Source organism: Actinosynnema sp. NPDC023794 (genome assembly GCF_040639675.1).
GTDB lineage: Bacteria > Actinomycetota > Actinomycetes > Mycobacteriales > Pseudonocardiaceae > Actinosynnema > Actinosynnema luteola.
In genome coordinates this window covers 35,654-55,075 of sequence record NZ_JBFAFR010000037.1, presented here as the reverse complement: position 1 = coordinate 55,075, position 19,422 = coordinate 35,654, and the positions used below count along the sequence as shown (strand labels likewise).

Here is a 19,422-nt window from a genome sequence, read left to right as displayed (position 1 = left end):
TCACACCAGTTTGGCCCGCAACCAGTCGGGCAGCACGTCCTCCGTGCCGCCGGACAGCCGCAGCTCCTCCCGGTAGGACTCGGGCGGCGGCGGCGCGATCCACGTCGGCTCGTCGGTGCGGTTCATCTCGAGCTTCTGCTCGCCGGTGGCCTGGATCTCGAACTTGGCGCTGTACCAGGCGCCGTCGGCACGGGTCGCCGCGCGCAGCTCGCGGAACCGGTCGGCGACGGCCCGCGGCGGCGACCAGCGTTCGAGCGCGCCCGCCACGTTGTGCACCAGGGCGTTGGTCTCGGCGTGGTCGCCGATCTCGCGGAAGTGCACCTGCGCGTAGTCCCAGCCCGGCGGGAGCGTCTGGACCAGCTGGTTGCCGATCCTCCTGGCGTAGCGGCCCTGCTCCTCGGCGTCGACGCCGGAGCGCGCGGGAGCCTTCTCGCCCGTGAGGGTTTCGTGCAACCAGGTGGGCAGCTCGTCCCGGGGGAAGTCCTCCAGGTCCTTGGCCAGCGATTCGGGCCCGATCGGCGGATCCCACACCGGGTCGACGTCGAAGTTGAAGTTCACCCGGAAGGTGCTCGGCGGGTCCACCACGAGCCGCACCGAGAACCAGGTGCCCTGGCCCGGCTCGTAGAGCAGGACGCGCAGGTCGCCGAACGCCGGGTGGATCTCCCGCGGCAGCTCGTGCGGCTGCGCCGAGCCGTCGGCGAGGATCGTCGTGTAGACGAAGTCCTCCACAGAGGACGCCAGGGCGGCCTTCAGGTCGAGCCGCTTCGCGTCCGGCGGGGCGAGGTCGAGCAGCCGCCCGCAGACCCACTGCAGGATCCGGTTGACCTCGGCCTCGCGCTCCGCCGGCGTCGGCGGCTGTGCCTGCGGGGGGGTCGGGTCAGACATTCGGTGAACTCCTGAAGTGGTAGCTCGTCCTGCCGGTGCTCGGGTCCAGGCGCTGCTCGACAACATACAGCCGATCCGGCACCCGGCCCTGACTGGCTTCGGCCGAGAAGACGCGGACCCGTTCGACCACGATGCCGTCCTTGTCCACCGCGGCGCGGCGGTCCTTCTCGACCTGGGCCCAGCTGTCCTTGTACCGGCTCGCCGCGTCGGAACCCGGGCGGCGCAGGTTGTTCTCGCGGTAGAGCTGCGAGACCTGGTTGATCGCCTCGTTGCCGCCGCCGGAGGCGTGGTCCTGGAGGTGGCCGCCGCGGCGCTGGTCGCCGTAGATCATCTCGCCGTGCTTGCCGGACGGCGTCTGCACGTCGGTGTCGCGGGAGACGTGCGTGCCGCCGTAGTCCGGGGTGAAGGCGATGGACGACACGCCGGCGGCGTTGGTGTGGTAGACGGTCGTGCCGGTCTGGAACCGCGTCTCCGCCAGCGGCAGGCCCTCCACCCGTCGGCCGGTGACCGGGTCGGGCGTCGAGTTGACGCGGGGCGCCTCGACCGGGTCGGGGGAGTAGGGGTCGCGCATCGTGTGCTTGTTGCCCAGTTCGGGGTTCTTGTTCGTCCACGTCTCGATGTGGGTGAACTGGGACTTCCCGTCCTTCAGCTCCGGCGAGGTGAAGAACGTGCCGTGCCAGACGTGGCCCTGGGGCGTGATGCGGGTGACCTCGTAGCGGCAGTCGGGCTCGAGGTCGGTGCGGTCGCTGAACGGCCGCTGGTTCGGGTCGTGCGCCAGCGTCTCCGAGCGGTACTTCGTGCCGCCGGGTTCGTAGTCGGGGCCCTTGGGGCTGCCGAAGTCGTCCAGGTCGAACCGCGGCCGGCCGTCCGCGTCGGTGCGGAAGGTGAACGGGTCGCCGCCCGTGTGCACCCGGTAGTCCGTGTCCGGGCGGGGGTGGATCGCGTCGGCGTTGCCGAACGGGTTGGCGTCGGTGCCGATCCGGGTGTCCGGGGTGTGGGCGTCGACGTGCGTGATCCGGGGCGGCGTGCCGCCGTCGGTGTAGACGGTCGTGCGGTGGCCGGTGTCGTCGTGGATCCGGTACCGGGTGTTCGGCTCCAGCGGTCGGTCGTGTCGTGGTGGGTCGTAGAACGGCTCGCGCTGGTCGACGGTGACGTCCTCCGACCGGGTGTGCTGGGGCTCTTTCCAGTCGATGTCCTGGTGGGTCGGCGTCTCCCGGTCACCGGGGCGTGCGGCGCGGTCCTTGGCGTTGGTGGGGTCGAGGTCGGTCTTGTCGGTGTCCTTGGTGCCGGGTGCGTAGCCGTCTTCGCTCGCCTTGGTGGTGGTGCCGTCGGGGCGGTGGGTGTGCCATTCGCCGTTGGGTGGGATCTTGGGTTGGCGGTTGCCGTCCGGGCCGATCTCGGCGTCGCTGGTGTAGACGCGGCCGTTGGTGTCGGTCCAGGCGGGTTTGGTGGGTGCGAGGACGTCGGCGTTGGTGTGTCGGGCGAGGCGGTTGGCGAAGTCGTTGCTGCCGGCGTCGCAGCCGATGAGGCGGATGGGTGTGGTGCCGTCCCAGCCGTTGCGGCGCAGCAGGTCGCCGTACTGCTCGGGGGTGTAGGTGTGGTTGCCGATGCGGGCTCGTCCGTCGGGGGTGATGTGGACGTCGGCGGTGAAGTGGCGCGGGTCGGGTGGGACGCGGTGGGGCAGGTCGCCCATGTCCGAGTCGCCTCGGTGGTGGGAGATGCCGGCGGGGGTGGTCTCGCCGTGCCGGGCGTGCGCCTCGTCGATGCTCGGCCGGTCGCTGTCGGGCCGGTCGCTGTCGGGCCGGTCGGTGTCGGGCCGGTCGGTGTTCGGGTCGGGGTCGCGGTGGGGCGGTGTCCACGCTTCCGGGTCGCGGCGTGGGCCGGGGACGCCGTCGGGGTCGCGGCGTGGAGCGGGTGCGTGCGTGTCCTGGTGCCGTTGGGCAGGCGGGCCGTCGCCGCGTGGGCGGGTGAAGTCGGGACCGCCGTCGCGTTGGTGCGGTGCGCCGACCGGGCCCCGGTCGGGTGGGCCGTTGTGCGGGGTGTTCTGGGAGTGCGGTGCGTACGGCCGCACCGGCCCGTTGTGCGGCCCGCTGGGGTGCCCCGGACCGGGGCGCGCCGGGCCGCCCGGCGGTGGCGTTGGGCGGTTCTGCGGGCGCGTGTGGGCCGGGTTGTTGCCGGTGGGGCCGGTGTGCGGGGTTCCCGGACCGGTGTTGGGCGGGGTGGGGCCGTGGTGAGGCGCGCCGGGACCGGCGTGTGAGGGGCCCGCGTGTGAAGGTCCTGCCTGGGATGGGCTGGTGCGGGAAGGCCCGTGTGAGGACGGGCTGACGTGTTCGGGGCTGCGTGCGGTCGGGATGCCTGAGCCCAGGTCCCCTCGGCTGCCCGGTGTGCCGGTCCAACCTCCGCCGCCGCCCGGTCGCGCGCCGCCACCGTGTCCGCCACCACCCGGGTTGCCACCGCCTGGTGCGCCGGCCGGCGCGGTGCCACCGGTCGGGCCGGGCTGGTTGGGCTGCGGACCGGTGTTGGGGTTGCCGGTGTTGGGGCCGCCGCCGGTGTTCGGCTGGTCGGGGCGTGGCGGGGCTTCGGGGGTCGCGGCGTTCGCTGCGGAGGTCTGGTCGAAACGAGGGGAGGTGTGGGGGTTCGGCGCGCCGCCGCCGGGGCTTCCTCCACCGCCGCCGTGCGAACCACCGCCGCCACCGCCATGGCCGTTACCGCCGCCATAGCCGCCACTGCCGCTCGGACTGCCGCTGCCTGGGCTGCCGCCGTTGTTCGGAGCGCCACCGCCGGTGCCGCCGCTGCTGCCGGGTGAACCGCCGCCGCCCGGGCCGCCACTGCCATAGCCGCCGGCTGCGGAGGTGGGGTTGCCGGCGGGGTTGCCGCGGGGGAGGTCGTTGTCGGGGCTGGCGGGGTCGCGTCCTGGGCGGCTGGTCGGGGTGGGCACGTCGGTCGGGTCGCCCCGGCCGGGCCGCGTCGTCGGGGCGGTCGTGGGATCGGTGGTGGTGCCGGAGGTGGAGGTGGTGTCGCCCGGCCGGTTCGGCGACGGTGTGTCGTTGCCGGCGCCGGGGGTGTCCGAAGTGGACGAGTCGCGGTCGCCGGACGGGCTGTTGCCGGAGTCGGCGCCGGAGGGGCTGGTGTCGGGGCTGCCGGAGGGCGTGTCGATGTCGGCGCGGCCGGTCCGCAGGAAGCCGCCCGGCGTGATGTTGCCGGGGCTGAGCACGTCCAGGCCGGTGACCTTGCCGGCGAGTCTGCCGACCACCTTCATGATCTTCTCGAAGACCTCGACCAGACGCTTGAGCATCGGGGAGACCTTCTTGATGGTGTCGAGCAGGTCCTGGACGATCTTCGCGATCTTCGCGGCCCACTTCGAGATCGCCGTGACCGCCTGCGCCACGATCACCGGGGTGCCGAACCCCAGCGAGAACACCGCTTCCAGCACCCACGCGATGAGCTTGCCCACCAGGTCCGCGATCAGGTCGCGCACCACCTCGCGCACGAACCCCACGACCATGCCCATCATGCCGACGACCGTGCCCACGGTGCCGGCGGCCGACGCCGCACCCGTCAGCGCGTCACCGTGCGCCGCCGAGTTCGCGAGGTAGGTCTCCGCCGCAGAACCCGTCCACCCCTCGGTGCCCCGCCGCACCCCCGAGGTGTACTCCTCGGCGATCTTCCCCAACTCCTCCGCGACGTTGTTCCACGTCGTGGAGTACGACTCGATCACCGGCGGGTTGCCCGCCAGCCAGTCCAGCATGTCCTTGAGCGGCTGCATGTGTTCCATCAGGAACGACGCCGCCGAGGACAACAGGGTGCCGAACGGGTCGATCGCCATCGCCGCCGCGTCCGCCGCCAACCCGACCATGCCCAGGCCGGCCTGGACCCAGTTGCCGTCCTTGATCCCGTTGAACGTGTCCATCGCCGACTCCGCGATGGAGATACCGGTCGCCCACCCGTTGTCACCGGTACCGGCGTTGAACGTCCCACCCGGCTCCGCGGGCGGCGCCTCGACCAGGGGGTTCTCGCCCGCCATCAGTCGTCGACCCCGGACCCGGCGGACGCGACGGGCCGGACCGGCACGACGAACACAGCGGACACAGCGGACACAGCGGACACAGCGGCACCCCCACCACACTTGCTCGGCTCTACCGGATCATGACGCATTGGTCGCCAATATGGTTCCGCACTTCCGCGACGATCTTGAATCCGGCCCCGAGAGGTGTGGTGACCTGCGCTTCTCTCGGATTGTCGAAAGTCACACGGAACCTCGGGGCGGACCTGCCGACAGGCGATCCGGCACGGCGGCGGTCGTGATCGTGGAACACGTGGGGGCCACCGGGCCGTCGTCGTTAGTCTGATCATCTGCGACTACGGCGGGGGTGGCGGCATTCAAGGCGACGGTGTCGGTGTGGTGGCCGAGGAGGACGGGGCCGAGGCGTCGACGGCACGCCGCATCCGGGCGGTGCTGTCCATCGGGCCGTTCCGGCGGCTGTGGGGCGTCACGTTCCTGTGCAGCGTCGGCGACTGGCTGTCGCTGCTGGCGTTGACCGGCCTGGTCACGAAGCTGTCCGCGGGGTACGGGTGGGAGGGGTTCGCGCTCAGCGCGGTGGTGCTGACCCAGCTGCTGCCCGGCGTGCTGTTCGCGCCGCTGGGCGGCGTGCTGGCCGATCGGTTCGACCGGCGCAAGGTGATGGTCGCCTGCGACCTGGCCCGCGGCGGCTTGTTCCTGTCGATCGCGTTCGTCGGCACGGCGTGGTGGCTGTTCGCGGCGAACTTCCTGGTCGGCTGCTGCGCGATGCTGTGGATCCCGGCCAAGGACTCGGCCGTGCCGAACCTGCTGCGCCGACCGGACCAGGTCGACACGGCCAACCAGCTCGGCCTGGTGATGACCTACGGCATCACCACCGTCACCGGGTTCGGCCTCTACTCGCTGATCGCGGGCATCCCCGGCTACCTCGGCGTCCGCGACGGCGACCTGGAGTTCCGCATCGCGACCATCGCGGTCGTCGTCAACGGCCTGCTCTACCTCTCGTCCGCGGTCCTGATCGCGGTGCGGATCCCCGAGCTGTCCGGCCGGGCCGCGCCACGGGGCAGGCAAGGAGGCCCGGGCTTCCTGGTGATGATGCGCGACGGCCTGCGATACGCGTGGCGGACGCCCCTGCTGCGCGGCCTCGTCATCGGCATGACCGGCGCGTTCGCCGCGGCGGGCGGGGTGATCGGCAGTGCCAGGCTCTACGCGTCGAGCCTGGGCGGCGGTGAGAGCGCCTACGGCACGTTGTTCATCGCGGTCTTCGTCGGTCTGGCAGCGGGCATGGGGATCGCGCCGAAGCTGTCCCGCCGGCTGACCTACAACCGGCTGTTCGGCGTCACGATCGTGGGCGCCGGCCTGAGCCTGGCCGTCGTGTCGCTCGCGCCGCACCTGTGGTTCGCCCTGGTCGCGGTGGCCGTGGTCGGCGCGTGCGCGGGCATCACGTTCCTCACCGGGCTCACCATCATCGGCACGCGGGTCGAGGACGCGATGCGCGGCCGGATGGTGGCGCTGGTCCAGTCGTTGATGAAGGTGGTCCTCGGCTTGTCGACCGTCCTCGGCCCGCTGCTGGTGACCCTCGTCGGCCCCACGGCCGTGACCCTCTTCGACCGCTCGTTCGACATCGACGCCACCCGGCCGGTGCTCCTCGGCGCGGGCGTGATCGCGGCCGTCGCCGGGCTGGTGTCGCACCGGCAGATGGACGACCGCCTGCTTCAGCCGTCCCCGGACGGTGGTTGACGCGACGGGCTGACGACGCCGGCCGGGCCGTACCGGTCGTCCACTCGGACGTCCGCGCCGGGCGGGACCCGAAGGGGTTCAGGATTCGGCTTGGTCCGCGTGGCGCAGGAGTCGGCGGAGGACCAGGTGCAGCGTCTCGCGCTCGCGCTTCGGCGCGAAGGTCGCGTCCACCGCGACGCGGTTGAACAAGCCGTCCACCAAGGCGGCGAGCCACGTCGCGGTCGTGGCCGGGTCCAGCACGGGGTCGATCACGCCTGCCTCGGTCGCCCGGTCGACCAGGTCGGCCAGGCCTGACCGCACCACCTGGTCGTTGGTCGCGACCAGTGCCGCGATCCGCTCGTCGCGGTGGGCCTGGGCGGAGATCTCCAGGGTGAGCCGGGCGTAGTCGGCGTCCGCGGCCAGACCGATCGCCAGGTCGACGAACGCCGTCAGCGCGTCCCACGGCTCGGCGGCCGACAGTTCGGCGAACAGGGCTTCGGTGTCGGCCCCGTCCTGTTCGACGACCGCGACGAAGATGTCCTGCTTGCTGTCGAAGTAGTAGAACAGGTTGCCCGAGCTCATCTCCGCCTCGGCGCAGATGTCCGCGGTGCGCGTCTGGCCGAACCCCTTGCGCGCGAAGCACCGCGCCGCGGCTTCCAGGATCCGGAGTCGCTTCGCCTCGCGCTTGGCTGGGTCGACGGTGCGCATGGGCCGATTCAACCAGGGGCGTTGACGGCGGAGGTCACGGTGTCCAATATTAGACCGACTACTCGGTTTATGAAAGGTCGCCGTGACTACTCAGCACCGCCTCGAGCGGTTGGACGCGCTGCGCGGGTTCGCGCTGCTCGGCATCCTCGCCGTCAACGCGTGGGCGTTCGCGACCGGTTACTACGCCTCGGGGATCGCCGACCCGGCACGCGACCCGGTGATCCAGTGGATCGTCTCGATGTTCTTCGAGACCAAGTTCTACCTGCTGTTCTCCTTCCTCTTCGGCTACAGCTTCACGTTGCAGCTCGATGCCGCCGCACGTCGGGAGGTCGCCTTCCGGCCGCGGATGCTGCGGCGGCACGTCGCGCTCGCGACGATCGGCGTCGCGCACGCCGTGCTCCTGTTCCACGGCGACATCCTCGTCACCTACGCCGTGCTCGGCCTGGTCCTGCTGGCGCTGCGCGGCATCTCCCCCAAGCGCGCCGTGCGGCTGGCGGTGGGCCTGCTGCTCGTCAGCGGCACGCTGTGGACCGCGCTGGGCGTGCTCGACGTGCTCACCCACACCTCGGTCGACGTCGTCGCGGTGTCCGCGCGGGTCGCCGACACGGAGGCCGCCTACCGGGGAACCCCCGGGACGGTCGTCGCCGAACACCTGCGACAGCTGCCCGGCACGCTCCAGCTCGTCGTGTTCGTGCAGGCGCCCAGCACCCTGGCGATGTTCCTGCTCGGGTTCGCGGCGGGCAGGACGCGGCTGCTCGCCGAACCCGGGAGCCACCGGGCGCTGTGGTCGTGGCTGCTGCGCGCAGGCTTGCCGGTGGGGCTCCTGGGGGCCGCGTGCTACGCCTACATCGCGGTGAACCACCCCGGGAGCGGGGCCGAAACCCTCGCGATCGGGGTCAGCGTCCTCACCGCGCCACTGCTCGCCGGCGGGTACGTGGCCGCGCTGCTGCGACTGTTCGACACCCGCGCCGCGGCCGTCTTCGCCCCGGCGGGCCGCGTCGCGCTGTCCAACTACGTCCTGCAGTCGGTCATCCTGGGCCTGGTCTTCACCGCGTACGGGCTCAGTCTGGTGGGCACCCTGGTCCCGGGAGCGGTGGCCGGGCTCGTCGTCGGCATCTACCTCGTCCAGCTCGCGCTCAGCGCGCTGTGGCTCCGCAGTCACCGCTACGGACCGCTGGAATGGCTCCTCCGCGCGGCGACCGCGGGCGCGTGGCCCGGTTCCGAGCGCGCCGAGCGGGCGGACCAGCGGCTCTCGCGCCGGGCCTGACCGCCTGTCCGATCGACGAAGCGATGATGTTAACTGTCCGGCATGTCGCACCCGGAAACCCCTGTGCCGCAACCGTCGTCGCCCGAGCCGCAGCCGATGACCGAGCAGTCCCGGCCCGGCTACGGCCTGCTGGCCTTCGCGATCCTCGTCGCCGGGATCGGTGGCGGACTGCTGGCGTGGCACCCGTGGGACAAGCCGGTGCCGGAGCCGCCCAAGGACCCGGAGCGCATCACCATCCAGAGAGTCGGTGAGCAGCTCGAGGCGGGCAACTCCGACGAGACGCGGTCGGTCTACTGCATGACCAACGAGACCGGCGGCCTCTACTGCATGGTGATGCCCAACCGCCTCACCCGTATCGACGAAGAACGGCGCTGAGCGCGTACGTGCCCAGTCCGACGTGAGCCGCCGACCGCGCGAGCAGACCTGCTCGCGCGGTCGGCGATCGTGTTAGTCGCCGAACAGTTTGCCGGTCTGCTCGATGATCGTCATGACGCTCAGCACGCCGAACAGGAGCACAGCCCAGCCGAGCGCGGCCATGCGACCGGCGCGGATGCGAATCGGCGCGGGCAGCGCCCTGCGGTTGAGGACGATCAGCAGGCCGGAGTAGAGGAACATCATCAAACCGCCCACGCACGCGGAGATCACCAGCAGGATCAGCGGCTGCCCGAGACCGGCCAGCACGATCGCGCAGCCCACCACCACCAGCACCCACACCACGGCGAAGTAGAGCGTGCTCTCCTTGACGCTCTTGGCGTACGCGGTCTTGATCACGTCCGCGACGAGGCGGCTGGAGTAGTCCACGATGCCCAGCGCCGCGGCGAACAGCGCGAACGCGCCGATCACCCAGAACAGCGTGCCGAACCAGGCGCCGACCGTCTCCTTCAGCACCTCGCCCTCGATCCGCAGGAACCCGATGTTGTTCGGCAGGCCGGGCCGGCCGTAGACGGTCGAGTAGGCGAGCAGCGAGGTGAACATGATGGACACGAACGTGATCAGCACGAAGGTGTACAGCTGCTCGCGGTTCGCGAACCGCCACCACGCGCGCCAGCGGGTCAGGTGCTCGTCGGTCGGTTCGAAGATGAACCCGGTGCTGGGCGCGGCCTCGGGCTTGCCGGTCACCGGGCTCTTGATCCGCGGCACGTACTTGCCCATGCCGAAGCCCTTGTCCCGGATCCAGTTGCTCTGCACCAGGTTCTGACCGCCACCGGCACCCGCGAAGGCGAGCGCGCCGGTCAGGAAGGCGAGACCGAGCGGGTCGATCGGAATGCTCGCGTCGGTCACGATCCTGGGCACGTCGGCCCACGTGTCGGCCGAGATGGCGACCACCGCGCCGACCGCGAGCAGCACGAGCACCGCCGCGACCTTCAGCATCTCCGTCCGCTCCAGCGCCACGTACACCACCGGCGCCAGCGTGAGGATCAGCCCGATGGCGAGCAGCATCCCGACGGAGATCCAGCGGACGTCGCCACCCCACAGGTAGGTGACCATGGTCGCCGAACTGGTCGCCCAACCCGGCCACAGGTTCGCCGACATGGTCAGCGCCGCGAACACCAGCCCCCAATGACGCCAGTAGCGGCTGAAACCGGTGAGCGCGGTCTCGCCGGTGGCGAGCGTGTACCGCTCGATCTCCATGTTCAGGAAGTACTGGGTGGCCAGCCCCACCAGGGCCGCCCAGACGAACACCAGGCCGACCTGGGAAGCGATGTAGGGGAAGAGGATGAACTCGCCGGACGCCAACCCGACGCCCGCGGCGACCACTCCCGGCCCGATGATCCGCCACGTGGAGGTCGGTGCCTCCGGCAGCGGTCTGACCTCGGGCGGCGGCAGGTGTCGGCTGGCGGGAAAGCGGCGGGTCACGTCGTCGTGCTGCCTCGTCATCGGATGATCCCTTCGCCGGAACCAAGGTGATCTCCGTGGTGACGATACGGGGAACCCGCCCGCCCGGTCGACGGTCGAGGCGCCGACCGGGCGGACTCGGCTCAGCGCGCCGAGCAGGTCGGGGTGAGACCGGTGGCGCTGCCGGTGGCCTGGAACCCGAACTCCACCGACTGGCCCGCCGCGACGGAACCGTTGTAGTCGACGTTGGTGAAGGCGACCGTCCCGGTGGAGCCGCTGCGGTTGGCGCTCCAGTGGTTGGTGACCGTGGCGCCACCCGGCAGGGACACCGAGACCGACCAGCCGTTGAGCGCCGAGGCGCCCGCGGTGACCTTGATGTTGGCGACGAAGCCGCCGTTCCAGCTGTTCAGCGACGCGGTCGCGGTGCAGGCGCCGCCGGGGTTCTGCGGCGTGGTGGTCGTCGTGCTGGTGTCGGTGGGCAACGTGGAGGTGGTGGTCGGACCCGCGGCGTTGAGGACGTCGAGGACGGCGTTGTACGCGGGCTTCTTGTTGCCGGAACCGTCGAACAGCAGCGGCGAGTCGTTGGGGTAGCGCCAGGAGTCGGTGTCGCGGATGCCCCACACCGTGATGCCGGTGCACCGCGCGACGGCGGTGCACGCCTGGGTCGCGCGACGGTAGCTGTCGGCCTGCTGCGTGCCGGACCCGGCGATGTCCAGCTCGGTGATCTGCACGTCGACGCCGAGCGCCGCGAAGCGCTGGATGGTGGTCTGGTAGTCACCCGGGATGCCGGTGCCGAAGTGGGACTGGAGGCCGACGCAGTCGATGGGGACGCCGCGGGCCTTGAAGTCCTGCACCATCCGGTAGACGCCCTGGGTCTTGGCGGCGGCCCAGCTGTCGGTGTTGTAGTCGTTGTAGCAGAGCTTGGCGCCGGGGTCGGCGGCGCGGGCGGTGCGGAAGGCGACCTCGATCCAGTCGTTGCCGGTGCGCTGGAGGTTGGAGTCGCGGCGTCCGCCGGACCCGCCGTCGGCGAAGGCCTCGTTGACGACGTCCCAGGCGTAGATCTTGCCCCGGTAGTAGGAGGCGACCCGGTTGATGTGGTTGACCAGGGCGGAGCGCAGCGCCGAACCCTCCATGCCCTGCATCCACCGTGGTTGCTGCGAGTGCCAGGCGAGGGTGTGGCCCCGCACGCGCTTGCCCTGGGCGATCGCGTGGTTCACGATGCGGTCGCCGTTGGCGAAGTTGAACTGGTTCTGGTTGGGCTCGGTGGCGTCCATCTTCATCTCGTTCTCGGCCGTCACCATGTTGAACTCGCGGTTCAGGATCCCGACGTAGGTGGAGTCGCCGAGCCGGCCGGCCGCGACGGCCGTGCCGTAGTAGCGGCCGCTCTGGGCCGCGGACGCGCCGAGGGTGGTCGCGGCGCTCGCGGACGTGGTCGCGAGGAACGCGACGCCGCCCGCGGTGGTGGCGATCAAACTCGCCGCGAGCACCACTCGTGACACTGACCTCGCTGTCAGCTTCATCTTCGACACCTTCACCGAAAGGCACCCGCCGCGCGTGACGGGTGGGATGGGCAGAACCGGTCTGCCGGTCCGGCACCGCCGTGTCGCCGGGTGCGGGCGGCGCGCGGGGCGTCGTTCGCGGTGCGAGCACGGGCCGGCGGAGTTCCGCGAAACGGCGCACCGTGCGATCGGCGCGTTCCGCGAGTCTGGCGCGAGTCAGTGTCGCACCATATTGTTGGCGTTCACAAGGTCCGCGCTTCGGGAAATGCTCCAGTGAGTGCGCTGGATGGAGCAATGGGCTCGCGCAAGTTCCTGAGCTGTGCTTACGTGACCTTGTTGAATGTCGTTCAACCCAGTTCGACGGCGGCTAGCTAAAGTGAGCGCTCACATGTTTAGCTTTGACCGGCGGAATCGCACGTCGCTACATTCGACTGGCAATCGGGGTCGCCGTGCGGGCCGCGACCCGACCCTGCCGGTGTCCGCCGAACGACGCTGGGCCGCCGCGCGTCGCGCGAGCCACGACACCGAACAGCGAAGGGATCCAAGACGATGGAACACCCCCGGCGACATCGCGTCGCGCACGCCGTGTCCGCGGCTCTGCTGGTGGCGGCAGGCATGGTGACGGTGCTGAACGCCGACCCAGACCCGGCCCGGGCGCTGGAGAACGGCGTGGCGCGCACGCCACCGATGGGCTGGAACTCGTGGAACACGTTCGGCTGCAACATCAACGAGACGTTGATCAGGCAGATGACCGACGCGATGGTCAACTCCGGCATGCGTGACGCGGGCTACGAGTACGTCGTGGTGGACGACTGCTGGATGAACCCCAACCGGGACTCGGCGGGCAACCTCCAGGGCGACCCGGGCCGGTTCCCCAGCGGCATGAAGGCGCTCGGCGACTACATCCACGGCAAGGGCCTCAAGTTCGGGATCTACCAGGCGCCGTTGACCGAGACGTGCGCCCAGTACTTCAACTCCTACCCCGGTTCGACCGGGGCGCTGGGCCACGAGGAGCAGGACGCCCGCCAGTTCGCCGCGTGGGGCGTGGACTTCCTCAAGTACGACTGGTGCTCGCCCAGCGGGACGATGGACGACCAGGTGCGCGCGTTCGCGAAGATGCGCGACGCGCTGCGCGCCACCGGCCGCCCGATCGTCTACAGCATCAACTCCAACAGCATCCACGACAAGACCGGGCCCCGGCGCAACTGGGGCGACGTGGCGAACATGTGGCGCACCACCGAGGACATCACCAACAAGTGGGACACCGGGCAGACCAACGGCTACCCGATGGGCGTCCAGAACATCGTCAACGTCACCGTGCCCCTGGCGTCCTACGCCAAGCCCGGCGGGTTCAACGACCCGGACATGATGGAAGTCGGCCGGGGCGGCATGAACGACACCGAGATGCGCAGCCACTTCGCCCTGTGGGCGATCATGGCCTCGCCGCTCATCGCGGGCAACGACCTGCGGAACATGGACGCCGCCACGCAGACGATCCTGAAGAACGCCAACCTCATCGGGATCAACCAGGACCCGCTCGGGTTGCAGGCCGTGCAGATCTCCAACGACGGCACCCGTCGCGTGCTGGCCAAGCGGCTGTCCACCGGCGAGGTCGCGGTCGCCCTGTTCAACCAGGGCTCCACCCCGACCACGATCAGCACCGCCGGCTACATGATCGGCCTTGAAGGCGTGTCGATCACCCTGCGGGACGCCTGGACGAACGCGATCAGCGGGGGGAGCGACGGCATCTCCGCCACCGTGCCGGCCCACGGCACCGTCGTCTACCTGGCCAAGGGCTCCGGTATGCCGACGACCACGACCACCACGATCACCACGACGACCACCCCGCAGCCGGGCGGCTCCTGCCGGGTCACCAACACCGTCAACGCCTGGGGCAACGGCCTGACCTCGGACATCACCATCACCAACACCGGCAGCGCGCCGGTCAGCGGCTGGTCGCTGGCGTTCACCCTGCCCGGGGGCCAGAACATCACCTCCGGCTGGAACGCGAGCTACTCGCCGTCGTCGGGACAGGTCACGGCCAGGAACGTCTCCTACAACGGCAGCATCGCCCCCGGCGCGTCGGTCGCGATCGGCTTCCAGGCCACCCACACCGGCGACGCGGCCAAACCCGCCTCGTACACCCTCAACGGTGCCGCCTGCACCACCTGACCGCCGGTGCGGAGCGGGCCCCGAGCCGGCTCCGCGCCTCGGAAGTCGCCCGACCCCCCCGGGCCGCGGATGCTTCCCGTCCGCGGCCCGGTCGGGCGACGAGTCGCCGTCGTGGGTCAGGCCGGCGCGCCGAGCCCGCGCTCGTGCAACCAGGCCAGCTGCACGGCCGCGTTGGAGCCGTACCCGCCGCCGTGGTCGGCGAACGGCCACACGGTCATGGTCCGGTCCTCGCCCGCGTAGTGGTTGTAGGCGGCGTAAACGGTGGAGGGCGGGCAGATCGGGTCCATCAGGCCGACGCTGAACAGCGCCGGCGCCGTCGCCCGCCGGGCGAAGTGGACACCGTCGAAGTAGGACAACGTGGCGAAGGTCCGCTCCACGTGCTGGCGGCTGTGCCAACGCAGGTACTTCGCGAGCTCCTCGTACGGGCCCTCGCCGCTGATCTCGGCCGCACGCCGGAAGTGGCACAGGAAGGGCACGTCCGGCAGGACGGCGGACACGGTGCCCGGCGCCAGTCCCGCGACGGCCAGCGCGAGCCCGCCGCCCTGGCTCCCGCCGGTGACGATCACCCGTCGGTGGTCCAGCCCGGGCAGGTCGACGACCGCGTCCACCGCCCGGACGCAATCGGTCATGAGACGCCGGTAGTAGTAGTGCTCGGGGGCGTCTACGCCGCGGGTCATGAAGCCCTCGGCCCACTGCGTGCCGTTGCCCTCCGTCGAGTCCGGGGTGTCGTGGCCTTGGCCGCGGCTGTCGACGACGAGCTGCGCGTACCCGGCGGCGGACCAGAGCAGGTGGTCGGTGGGCAGTCCGCGACCTCCGGTGTAGCCGATGTAGGTCACGACGACGGGCAGCGGGCCCTCGACGCCGCGCGGGCGAAGCAGCCAGGCCGCCACCGGTTCGCCGTTCCAGCCGGGGAACCGCACGTCGTCCACCTCGACGGTGCGCAGCAGGTGCCGGTCGGCGACCGGCTCCACCTTCACGGCCCCGCCGCGGGCGCGCGTCGCCGCGAGGGTGCGCTCCCAGAAGGCGTCGAAATCCGGTGGTGGGCTCGAATCCGGGCGGTAGTCGACCAGTTCGTCGTGCGGGGAGTCCGTCAGCGGCATGGGGAAGTCCTTCGGAAGACGCGCGGGTGAAGCGCTTCGACGTTGGCATGCGCCCTGCCGGTCTGTCAATCATGGGACGGCACCAAGGTCGCGGATGTTGGAGCCGTGTCGATGCTCGGTCTCGGTAGTCAGTCTCAATTGGACTGTTCAAGCGCTTCGATACGGCCTCGTCCTGGGTGCGACGGCATCGCCGGGTCCCTGGACGTACTGTTGTTTACGTTAACAAAATACCGGTTGCGCGACCCGTGTTCAGTGGTCCGGGTAGCGCAAAATCGCGGAAGCGCCGGTGCAAAGATGCTCATCGCCGGGCAGTCACCTCGAGGGTGATCGAGGGCGACGCGTCGCGATTCGGCCGTCGTGAGCGCTAACAATTTTAGCTCACCTTGAGCGTTGACCGCTGTCCGTGTCGCCGCCTACATTGGCTCGAAAGTGAAGGCCTCTTGGTCGAAACTTTCGAAACCCTGTCGGTCGGGCAACTCGCCGCGGCCGTCCGTCAACGACGACGTTGGGGACCCGGATGCGATCGCCTCCTGCGCCGTGCGCGTTCGACGCGCACCCCTCCTCGCGGCACTCCCGGCCGACGCGACGGCGAGCCGGTCCGCTCCGACGACGACGGCGCCCGAACACCGGCCCGCACGACCACTGACCGATCACCGCCGGCCGACCTGGCCACCCCGCCGCCGGGTGGTCGGCCGCCGTGGTGACCGCTCACCCGCGCACTCGATGTCCGAACAGCAGAAAAGAGTCATCTGATGATCACGCGTAGGCTTCTCGGGCCCGCGTTGGCGGCGGTGCTCCTCACCGCGGCGGCGACCGGCACGGCGTTGAGCGGAGGACTCGGCGAGACCACGCCCTCCGCACAAGTCGGCACGCTCGCGTCGAGCGCCGGTTGCGGCAAGGCGCCGACGTTGCGCAGTGGCACGCACACGATCACGAGCAGCGGCAAGAGCCGCAGCTTCATCCTCCGGGTGCCGGACGGCTACGACAACACCCGCCCCTATCGGTTGATCTTCGGGTTCCACTGGCGTGGCGGCACGATGAACGACGTGTCCTCGGGCGGCACCAGCGGGACGGCGTGGTCGTACTACGGGATGCAGGAGCAGTCGAACAACAGCGCGATCCTGGTGGCGCCGCAGGGCCTGGGCAACGGCTGGGCCAACTCCGGCGGCGAGGACGTGACCTTCACCGACGACATGCTGCGGCGGATCGAGGCCGACCTGTGCGTCGACACGGCGTTGCGGTTCGCGATGGGGTTCAGCTACGGCGGTGGCATGAGCTACGCGCTGGCGTGTGCCCGGGCGACGGTGTTCCGCGCGGTGGTGGTGTACGCGGGCGCGCAGTTGAGCGGGTGCAGCGGCGGTAGCCAGCCGATCGCCTACTTCGGCATGCACGGCATCACGGACAACGTCCTCAACATCTCGATGGGGCGGCAGTTGCGCGACCGGTTCGTGGCGAACAACGGCTGCACGCCGCAGAGCCCGCGCGAGCCGTCGCAGGGCAGCATGACCCACATCACGACGACGTACTCGTGCCGTGCGGGCTACCCGGTCCAGTGGGCCGCGTTCGACAACGGCCACATGCCCGGTCCGGTCGACGGCACCTACACCGAGAGCGGCATCCGGACCTGGACCAAGGGCGAGGCGTGGAAGTTCATCTCCCAGTTCCAGGGCGGCCCCGGCACGACGACGACCACCACGACTAGCACCACGACGACGACCACGACCACCACCACGACGACGACGAACCCGCCCGGTGACGGCTGCAAGGTGACCGACACCATCAACGCGTGGAACACCGGCCTGACGTCGGAGATCGTCATCACGAACACCGGCAGCGCGCCGGTCAGCGGCTGGTCGCTGGCGTTCACGCTGCCCGGGGGCCAGAACATCACCTCCGGCTGGAACGCGAGCTACTCGCCGTCGTCGGGACAGGTCACGGCCAGGAACGTCTCCTACAACGGCAGCATCGCCCCCGGCGGGTCGGTGAGCATCGGCTTCCAGGCCACTCACAGCGGCAACACCGACAAGCCGGGCTCGTTCACCCTCAACGGCGCGACCTGCAGCGTCGCCTGACCCGCAACCGGTCGTTCCCCGGCACGTGACCGGGCCGGGAGGAAGAGCGCCGAAGGCCGCGAACGGCCTTCGGCGCTCTTCGTCGTCGACCGGGGTCGGTCAGGCCGTCGTGCCGGTGACCGTGCCGCCCGACTTGGTGACGTAGTACGTCACCTTCGTGCCGCTCCAGTAGTGGAACGTGAGCGTCACCCGCGAGTCGTCCTTGAGGTTCTTCGCGAAGAACTCCGGCTTCACCGTGGTCAGCCGGTCGGTGTAGTTGGGCGCGAACGCCACGTCGTATTCCTTGAAGGCCGTCCAGTCGTGCGGACCGGCGAAGGTGCCGTCGTCGTACTTGGCCTCCATGGTGGCGAGCTGGTCGCCGCGGAAGTCCGTCGGGATCTCGAACTTCTCCGGCGTCCCCGTGGCGTTGGACAGCACCGGAGTGTCATACGTGATGACGTAGAACCGCCACGGCACGCCCTTGGAGAAGCGGGCCGTCAGCACCGCGTTCGTGCCGTAGTTCCGCGAGCCGCTCAGCCTGGTCAGCGCCGAGGCCGTCAGGGTCAGCTGGTCGCCGTCGAGGGTGTAGTCCCGGTCCCGGACCAGGGCGGTGTTCCCGTTGTACAGCCCCGCGAACGACGTGCCGTTGAGGTTCAGCTTGATCGTCTTCGCGGTGATGGGGCTCGGCTTCGCGCTGAACACCTGGTCGCTGTAGGCCGTGCCGGAGCGGGTCGTCCAGCTCGACTTGATGTGCGCGAACAGCTCCGGGTCGCTCCACTGGAACGAGGTGCGGTTGAAGTGCTGGCCGTTGTCCCAGAGCATCGTGGTGAGCTTCTTGGTGCGCGCGTAGTAGCCGAAGTACTCGAAGAACTTCAGCTTCTCGCCCTGCTCGATGGTGCCGGTGTGCCGGTCGAAGCCGAGCAGGCCGTACTCGCCGACGATCACCGGGATGCCGCGTGCGACGAAGCTGTTGTGCACGCGGTCGAAGTCGTCGGTGAGGTACTTCTGGACATCCGCGTCGAAGCGCGTGCCACCCGCGACGTTCACGCTGAACGGCCAGTAGCCGTAGTAGTGCACGGTCGCGATCAGGTTGGGGTCGTCGAACCCCTGGATCTGCTCGACCAGCGGGTCGACGTACACCTGTTCGGACGAGGTGTGCAGGGTCGGCAGGACCAGCAGGCGCTTGGCGTTGTTGCCGCCCGACCGGCGCACGATGTCGTGGAACGACGCGTTCAGCTCGGCGTTGAGCTGGATCTCCTGCGGCTTGCCGGTGCTACCGGTGAACTGCGGCTCGTTCCAGCTCTCGAACGTCAGCTTGGGCCCGAACTCGTTGAAGGCGCCCGCCAGCTGCGTCCAGATCTTGTTGAACTGGTTGAGCACCTGGTCGTGCTCGGTCGGCATCTTCCAGGTCCACTGCCACGAGTCGTGGTGGAGGTTGATCATCACGTACAGGTCGCGCGCCAGCGCCCAGCGGACGACCTCCTTGACGCGGGCCAGGTACGCCGCCTCGATCTGGTGGTCCGGCCCCGCGCCCAGGTGCGCGCTCCACGTGACGGGAAGGCGGACGCTCTTGAAGCCCTGCGCCTTCACGTTGTCCAACAAGGCTTCCGTGACGCGCGGGTTGCCCCAGGACGTCTCGTCGCTGCCGGTCGAGTCGAACGTGTTGCCGAGGTTCCACCCCGGCTGCATCGCCGCGGTGTGCTCCATCGCGGTGAGCTGCTTCCCACCGTGGACGCACGTGACGCCGTTGAGCGAGAACGACAACGGCGCCGTGTTGGCTTCCGCCCAGGTGCCGATGAAGCCGAACTTCACCGTCGAGCCGGTCGCGATCTTGGCGTTGTACCCGGCGTTCGCGGCGGTGACCCGGTTGTCGGACTCGGTGACCTTGGCGTTCCAGGCGTTGCGGACCTCCTGGCCGGACGGCCACTCCCAGCTCAGCTCCCAGCCGTCGACGGCGGCGCCGTCGTTGGTCACGGCGACGTCGGCGTTGAAGCCACCCGACCACTGCCCGGTGACCGAGTACGCCACCGTGCACCCGGCCTCCGCCGCGACGGCCTCGTTCGCCGTCGCCGTGACCAGGCTCGCGGTCAAGGCCGCGACCCCGGCCGCCACGACACCTGCCCGTTGGCGGACGGGCCGTGTCCTCCTGCGCAATCCGAACATGGGT

The 19,422-nt window shown here is 70.2% G+C and carries 12 protein-coding genes; 5 read left to right on the top strand and 7 right to left on the bottom strand.

Annotation, left to right across the window (positions count from 1 at the left end; all coding sequences use genetic code 11):
* Complete coding sequence (locus tag AB0H12_RS39725) at positions 1-885, bottom strand: hypothetical protein (protein WP_499630266.1); 885 nt, start codon at positions 883-885, stop codon at positions 1-3.
* Positions 878-4,909 (bottom strand): DUF8616 domain-containing protein, encoded by a 4,032-nt coding sequence (locus AB0H12_RS39720; protein WP_499630265.1) that lies wholly within the window; start codon positions 4,907-4,909, stop codon positions 878-880. The genes AB0H12_RS39725 and AB0H12_RS39720 overlap by 8 nt, the downstream gene beginning before the upstream one ends.
* Positions 4,910-5,284: 375 nt before the next feature.
* Here AB0H12_RS39720 and AB0H12_RS39715 point away from each other — a divergent pair, with 375 nt between their 5' ends.
* Positions 5,285-6,643 (top strand): MFS transporter, encoded by a 1,359-nt coding sequence (locus AB0H12_RS39715; RefSeq protein ID WP_499630263.1) that lies wholly within the window; start codon positions 5,285-5,287, stop codon positions 6,641-6,643.
* A gap of 78 nt (positions 6,644-6,721) precedes the next feature.
* Here AB0H12_RS39715 and AB0H12_RS39710 read toward each other — a convergent pair whose 3' ends face one another.
* Entirely contained in the window at positions 6,722-7,330 is a 609-nt protein-coding gene (locus AB0H12_RS39710; protein WP_499630261.1) for a TetR/AcrR family transcriptional regulator, read from the bottom strand.
* A gap of 82 nt (positions 7,331-7,412) precedes the next feature.
* Between AB0H12_RS39710 and AB0H12_RS39705 the strand changes: the two genes are divergently transcribed.
* Together AB0H12_RS39705 and AB0H12_RS39700 are read left to right on the top strand one after the other, a co-directional pair.
* Positions 7,413-8,597, top strand: a complete 1,185-nt coding sequence (locus tag AB0H12_RS39705; protein WP_499630259.1) for a DUF418 domain-containing protein — start codon at positions 7,413-7,415, stop codon at positions 8,595-8,597.
* Positions 8,598-8,639: 42 nt separating this feature from the next.
* A complete protein-coding gene (locus tag AB0H12_RS39700) occupies positions 8,640-8,972 on the top strand; it encodes a hypothetical protein (protein WP_499630257.1) in 333 nt (110 codons plus the stop codon).
* Between the two features lie 72 nt (positions 8,973-9,044).
* Here the strand turns inward: AB0H12_RS39700 and AB0H12_RS39695 are convergent, their stop codons facing one another.
* Both AB0H12_RS39695 and AB0H12_RS39690 read right to left on the bottom strand, forming a co-directional pair.
* A complete protein-coding gene (locus AB0H12_RS39695; RefSeq protein ID WP_499630255.1) occupies positions 9,045-10,475 on the bottom strand; it encodes an Nramp family divalent metal transporter in 1,431 nt (476 codons plus the stop codon).
* A gap of 101 nt (positions 10,476-10,576) precedes the next feature.
* A complete protein-coding gene (locus AB0H12_RS39690; RefSeq protein ID WP_499630254.1) occupies positions 10,577-11,953 on the bottom strand; it encodes a glycoside hydrolase family 10 protein in 1,377 nt (458 codons plus the stop codon).
* A gap of 528 nt (positions 11,954-12,481) precedes the next feature.
* Between AB0H12_RS39690 and AB0H12_RS39685 the strand changes: the two genes are divergently transcribed.
* Positions 12,482-14,104, top strand: coding sequence for a cellulose binding domain-containing protein (locus AB0H12_RS39685; protein ID WP_499630252.1), 1,623 nt, complete (start codon positions 12,482-12,484; stop codon positions 14,102-14,104).
* Positions 14,105-14,220: 116 nt separating this feature from the next.
* Here the strand turns inward: AB0H12_RS39685 and AB0H12_RS39680 are convergent, their stop codons facing one another.
* On the bottom strand, positions 14,221-15,204 hold the full coding sequence (locus AB0H12_RS39680) for an acetylxylan esterase (RefSeq protein WP_499630250.1): 984 nt from the start codon (positions 15,202-15,204) through the stop codon (positions 14,221-14,223).
* Positions 15,205-15,956: 752 nt separating this feature from the next.
* On the opposite strand from AB0H12_RS39680, the gene AB0H12_RS39675 reads away from it, so the two are divergent.
* On the top strand, positions 15,957-17,276 hold the full coding sequence (locus tag AB0H12_RS39675) for a CE1 family esterase (protein ID WP_499630248.1): 1,320 nt from the start codon (positions 15,957-15,959) through the stop codon (positions 17,274-17,276).
* A 99-nt stretch (positions 17,277-17,375) separates the two neighbouring features.
* Here the strand turns inward: AB0H12_RS39675 and AB0H12_RS39670 are convergent, their stop codons facing one another.
* Complete coding sequence (locus tag AB0H12_RS39670) at positions 17,376-19,418, bottom strand: cellulase family glycosylhydrolase (RefSeq protein WP_499630246.1); 2,043 nt, start codon at positions 19,416-19,418, stop codon at positions 17,376-17,378.
* Positions 19,419-19,422: the final 4 nt, after the last annotated feature.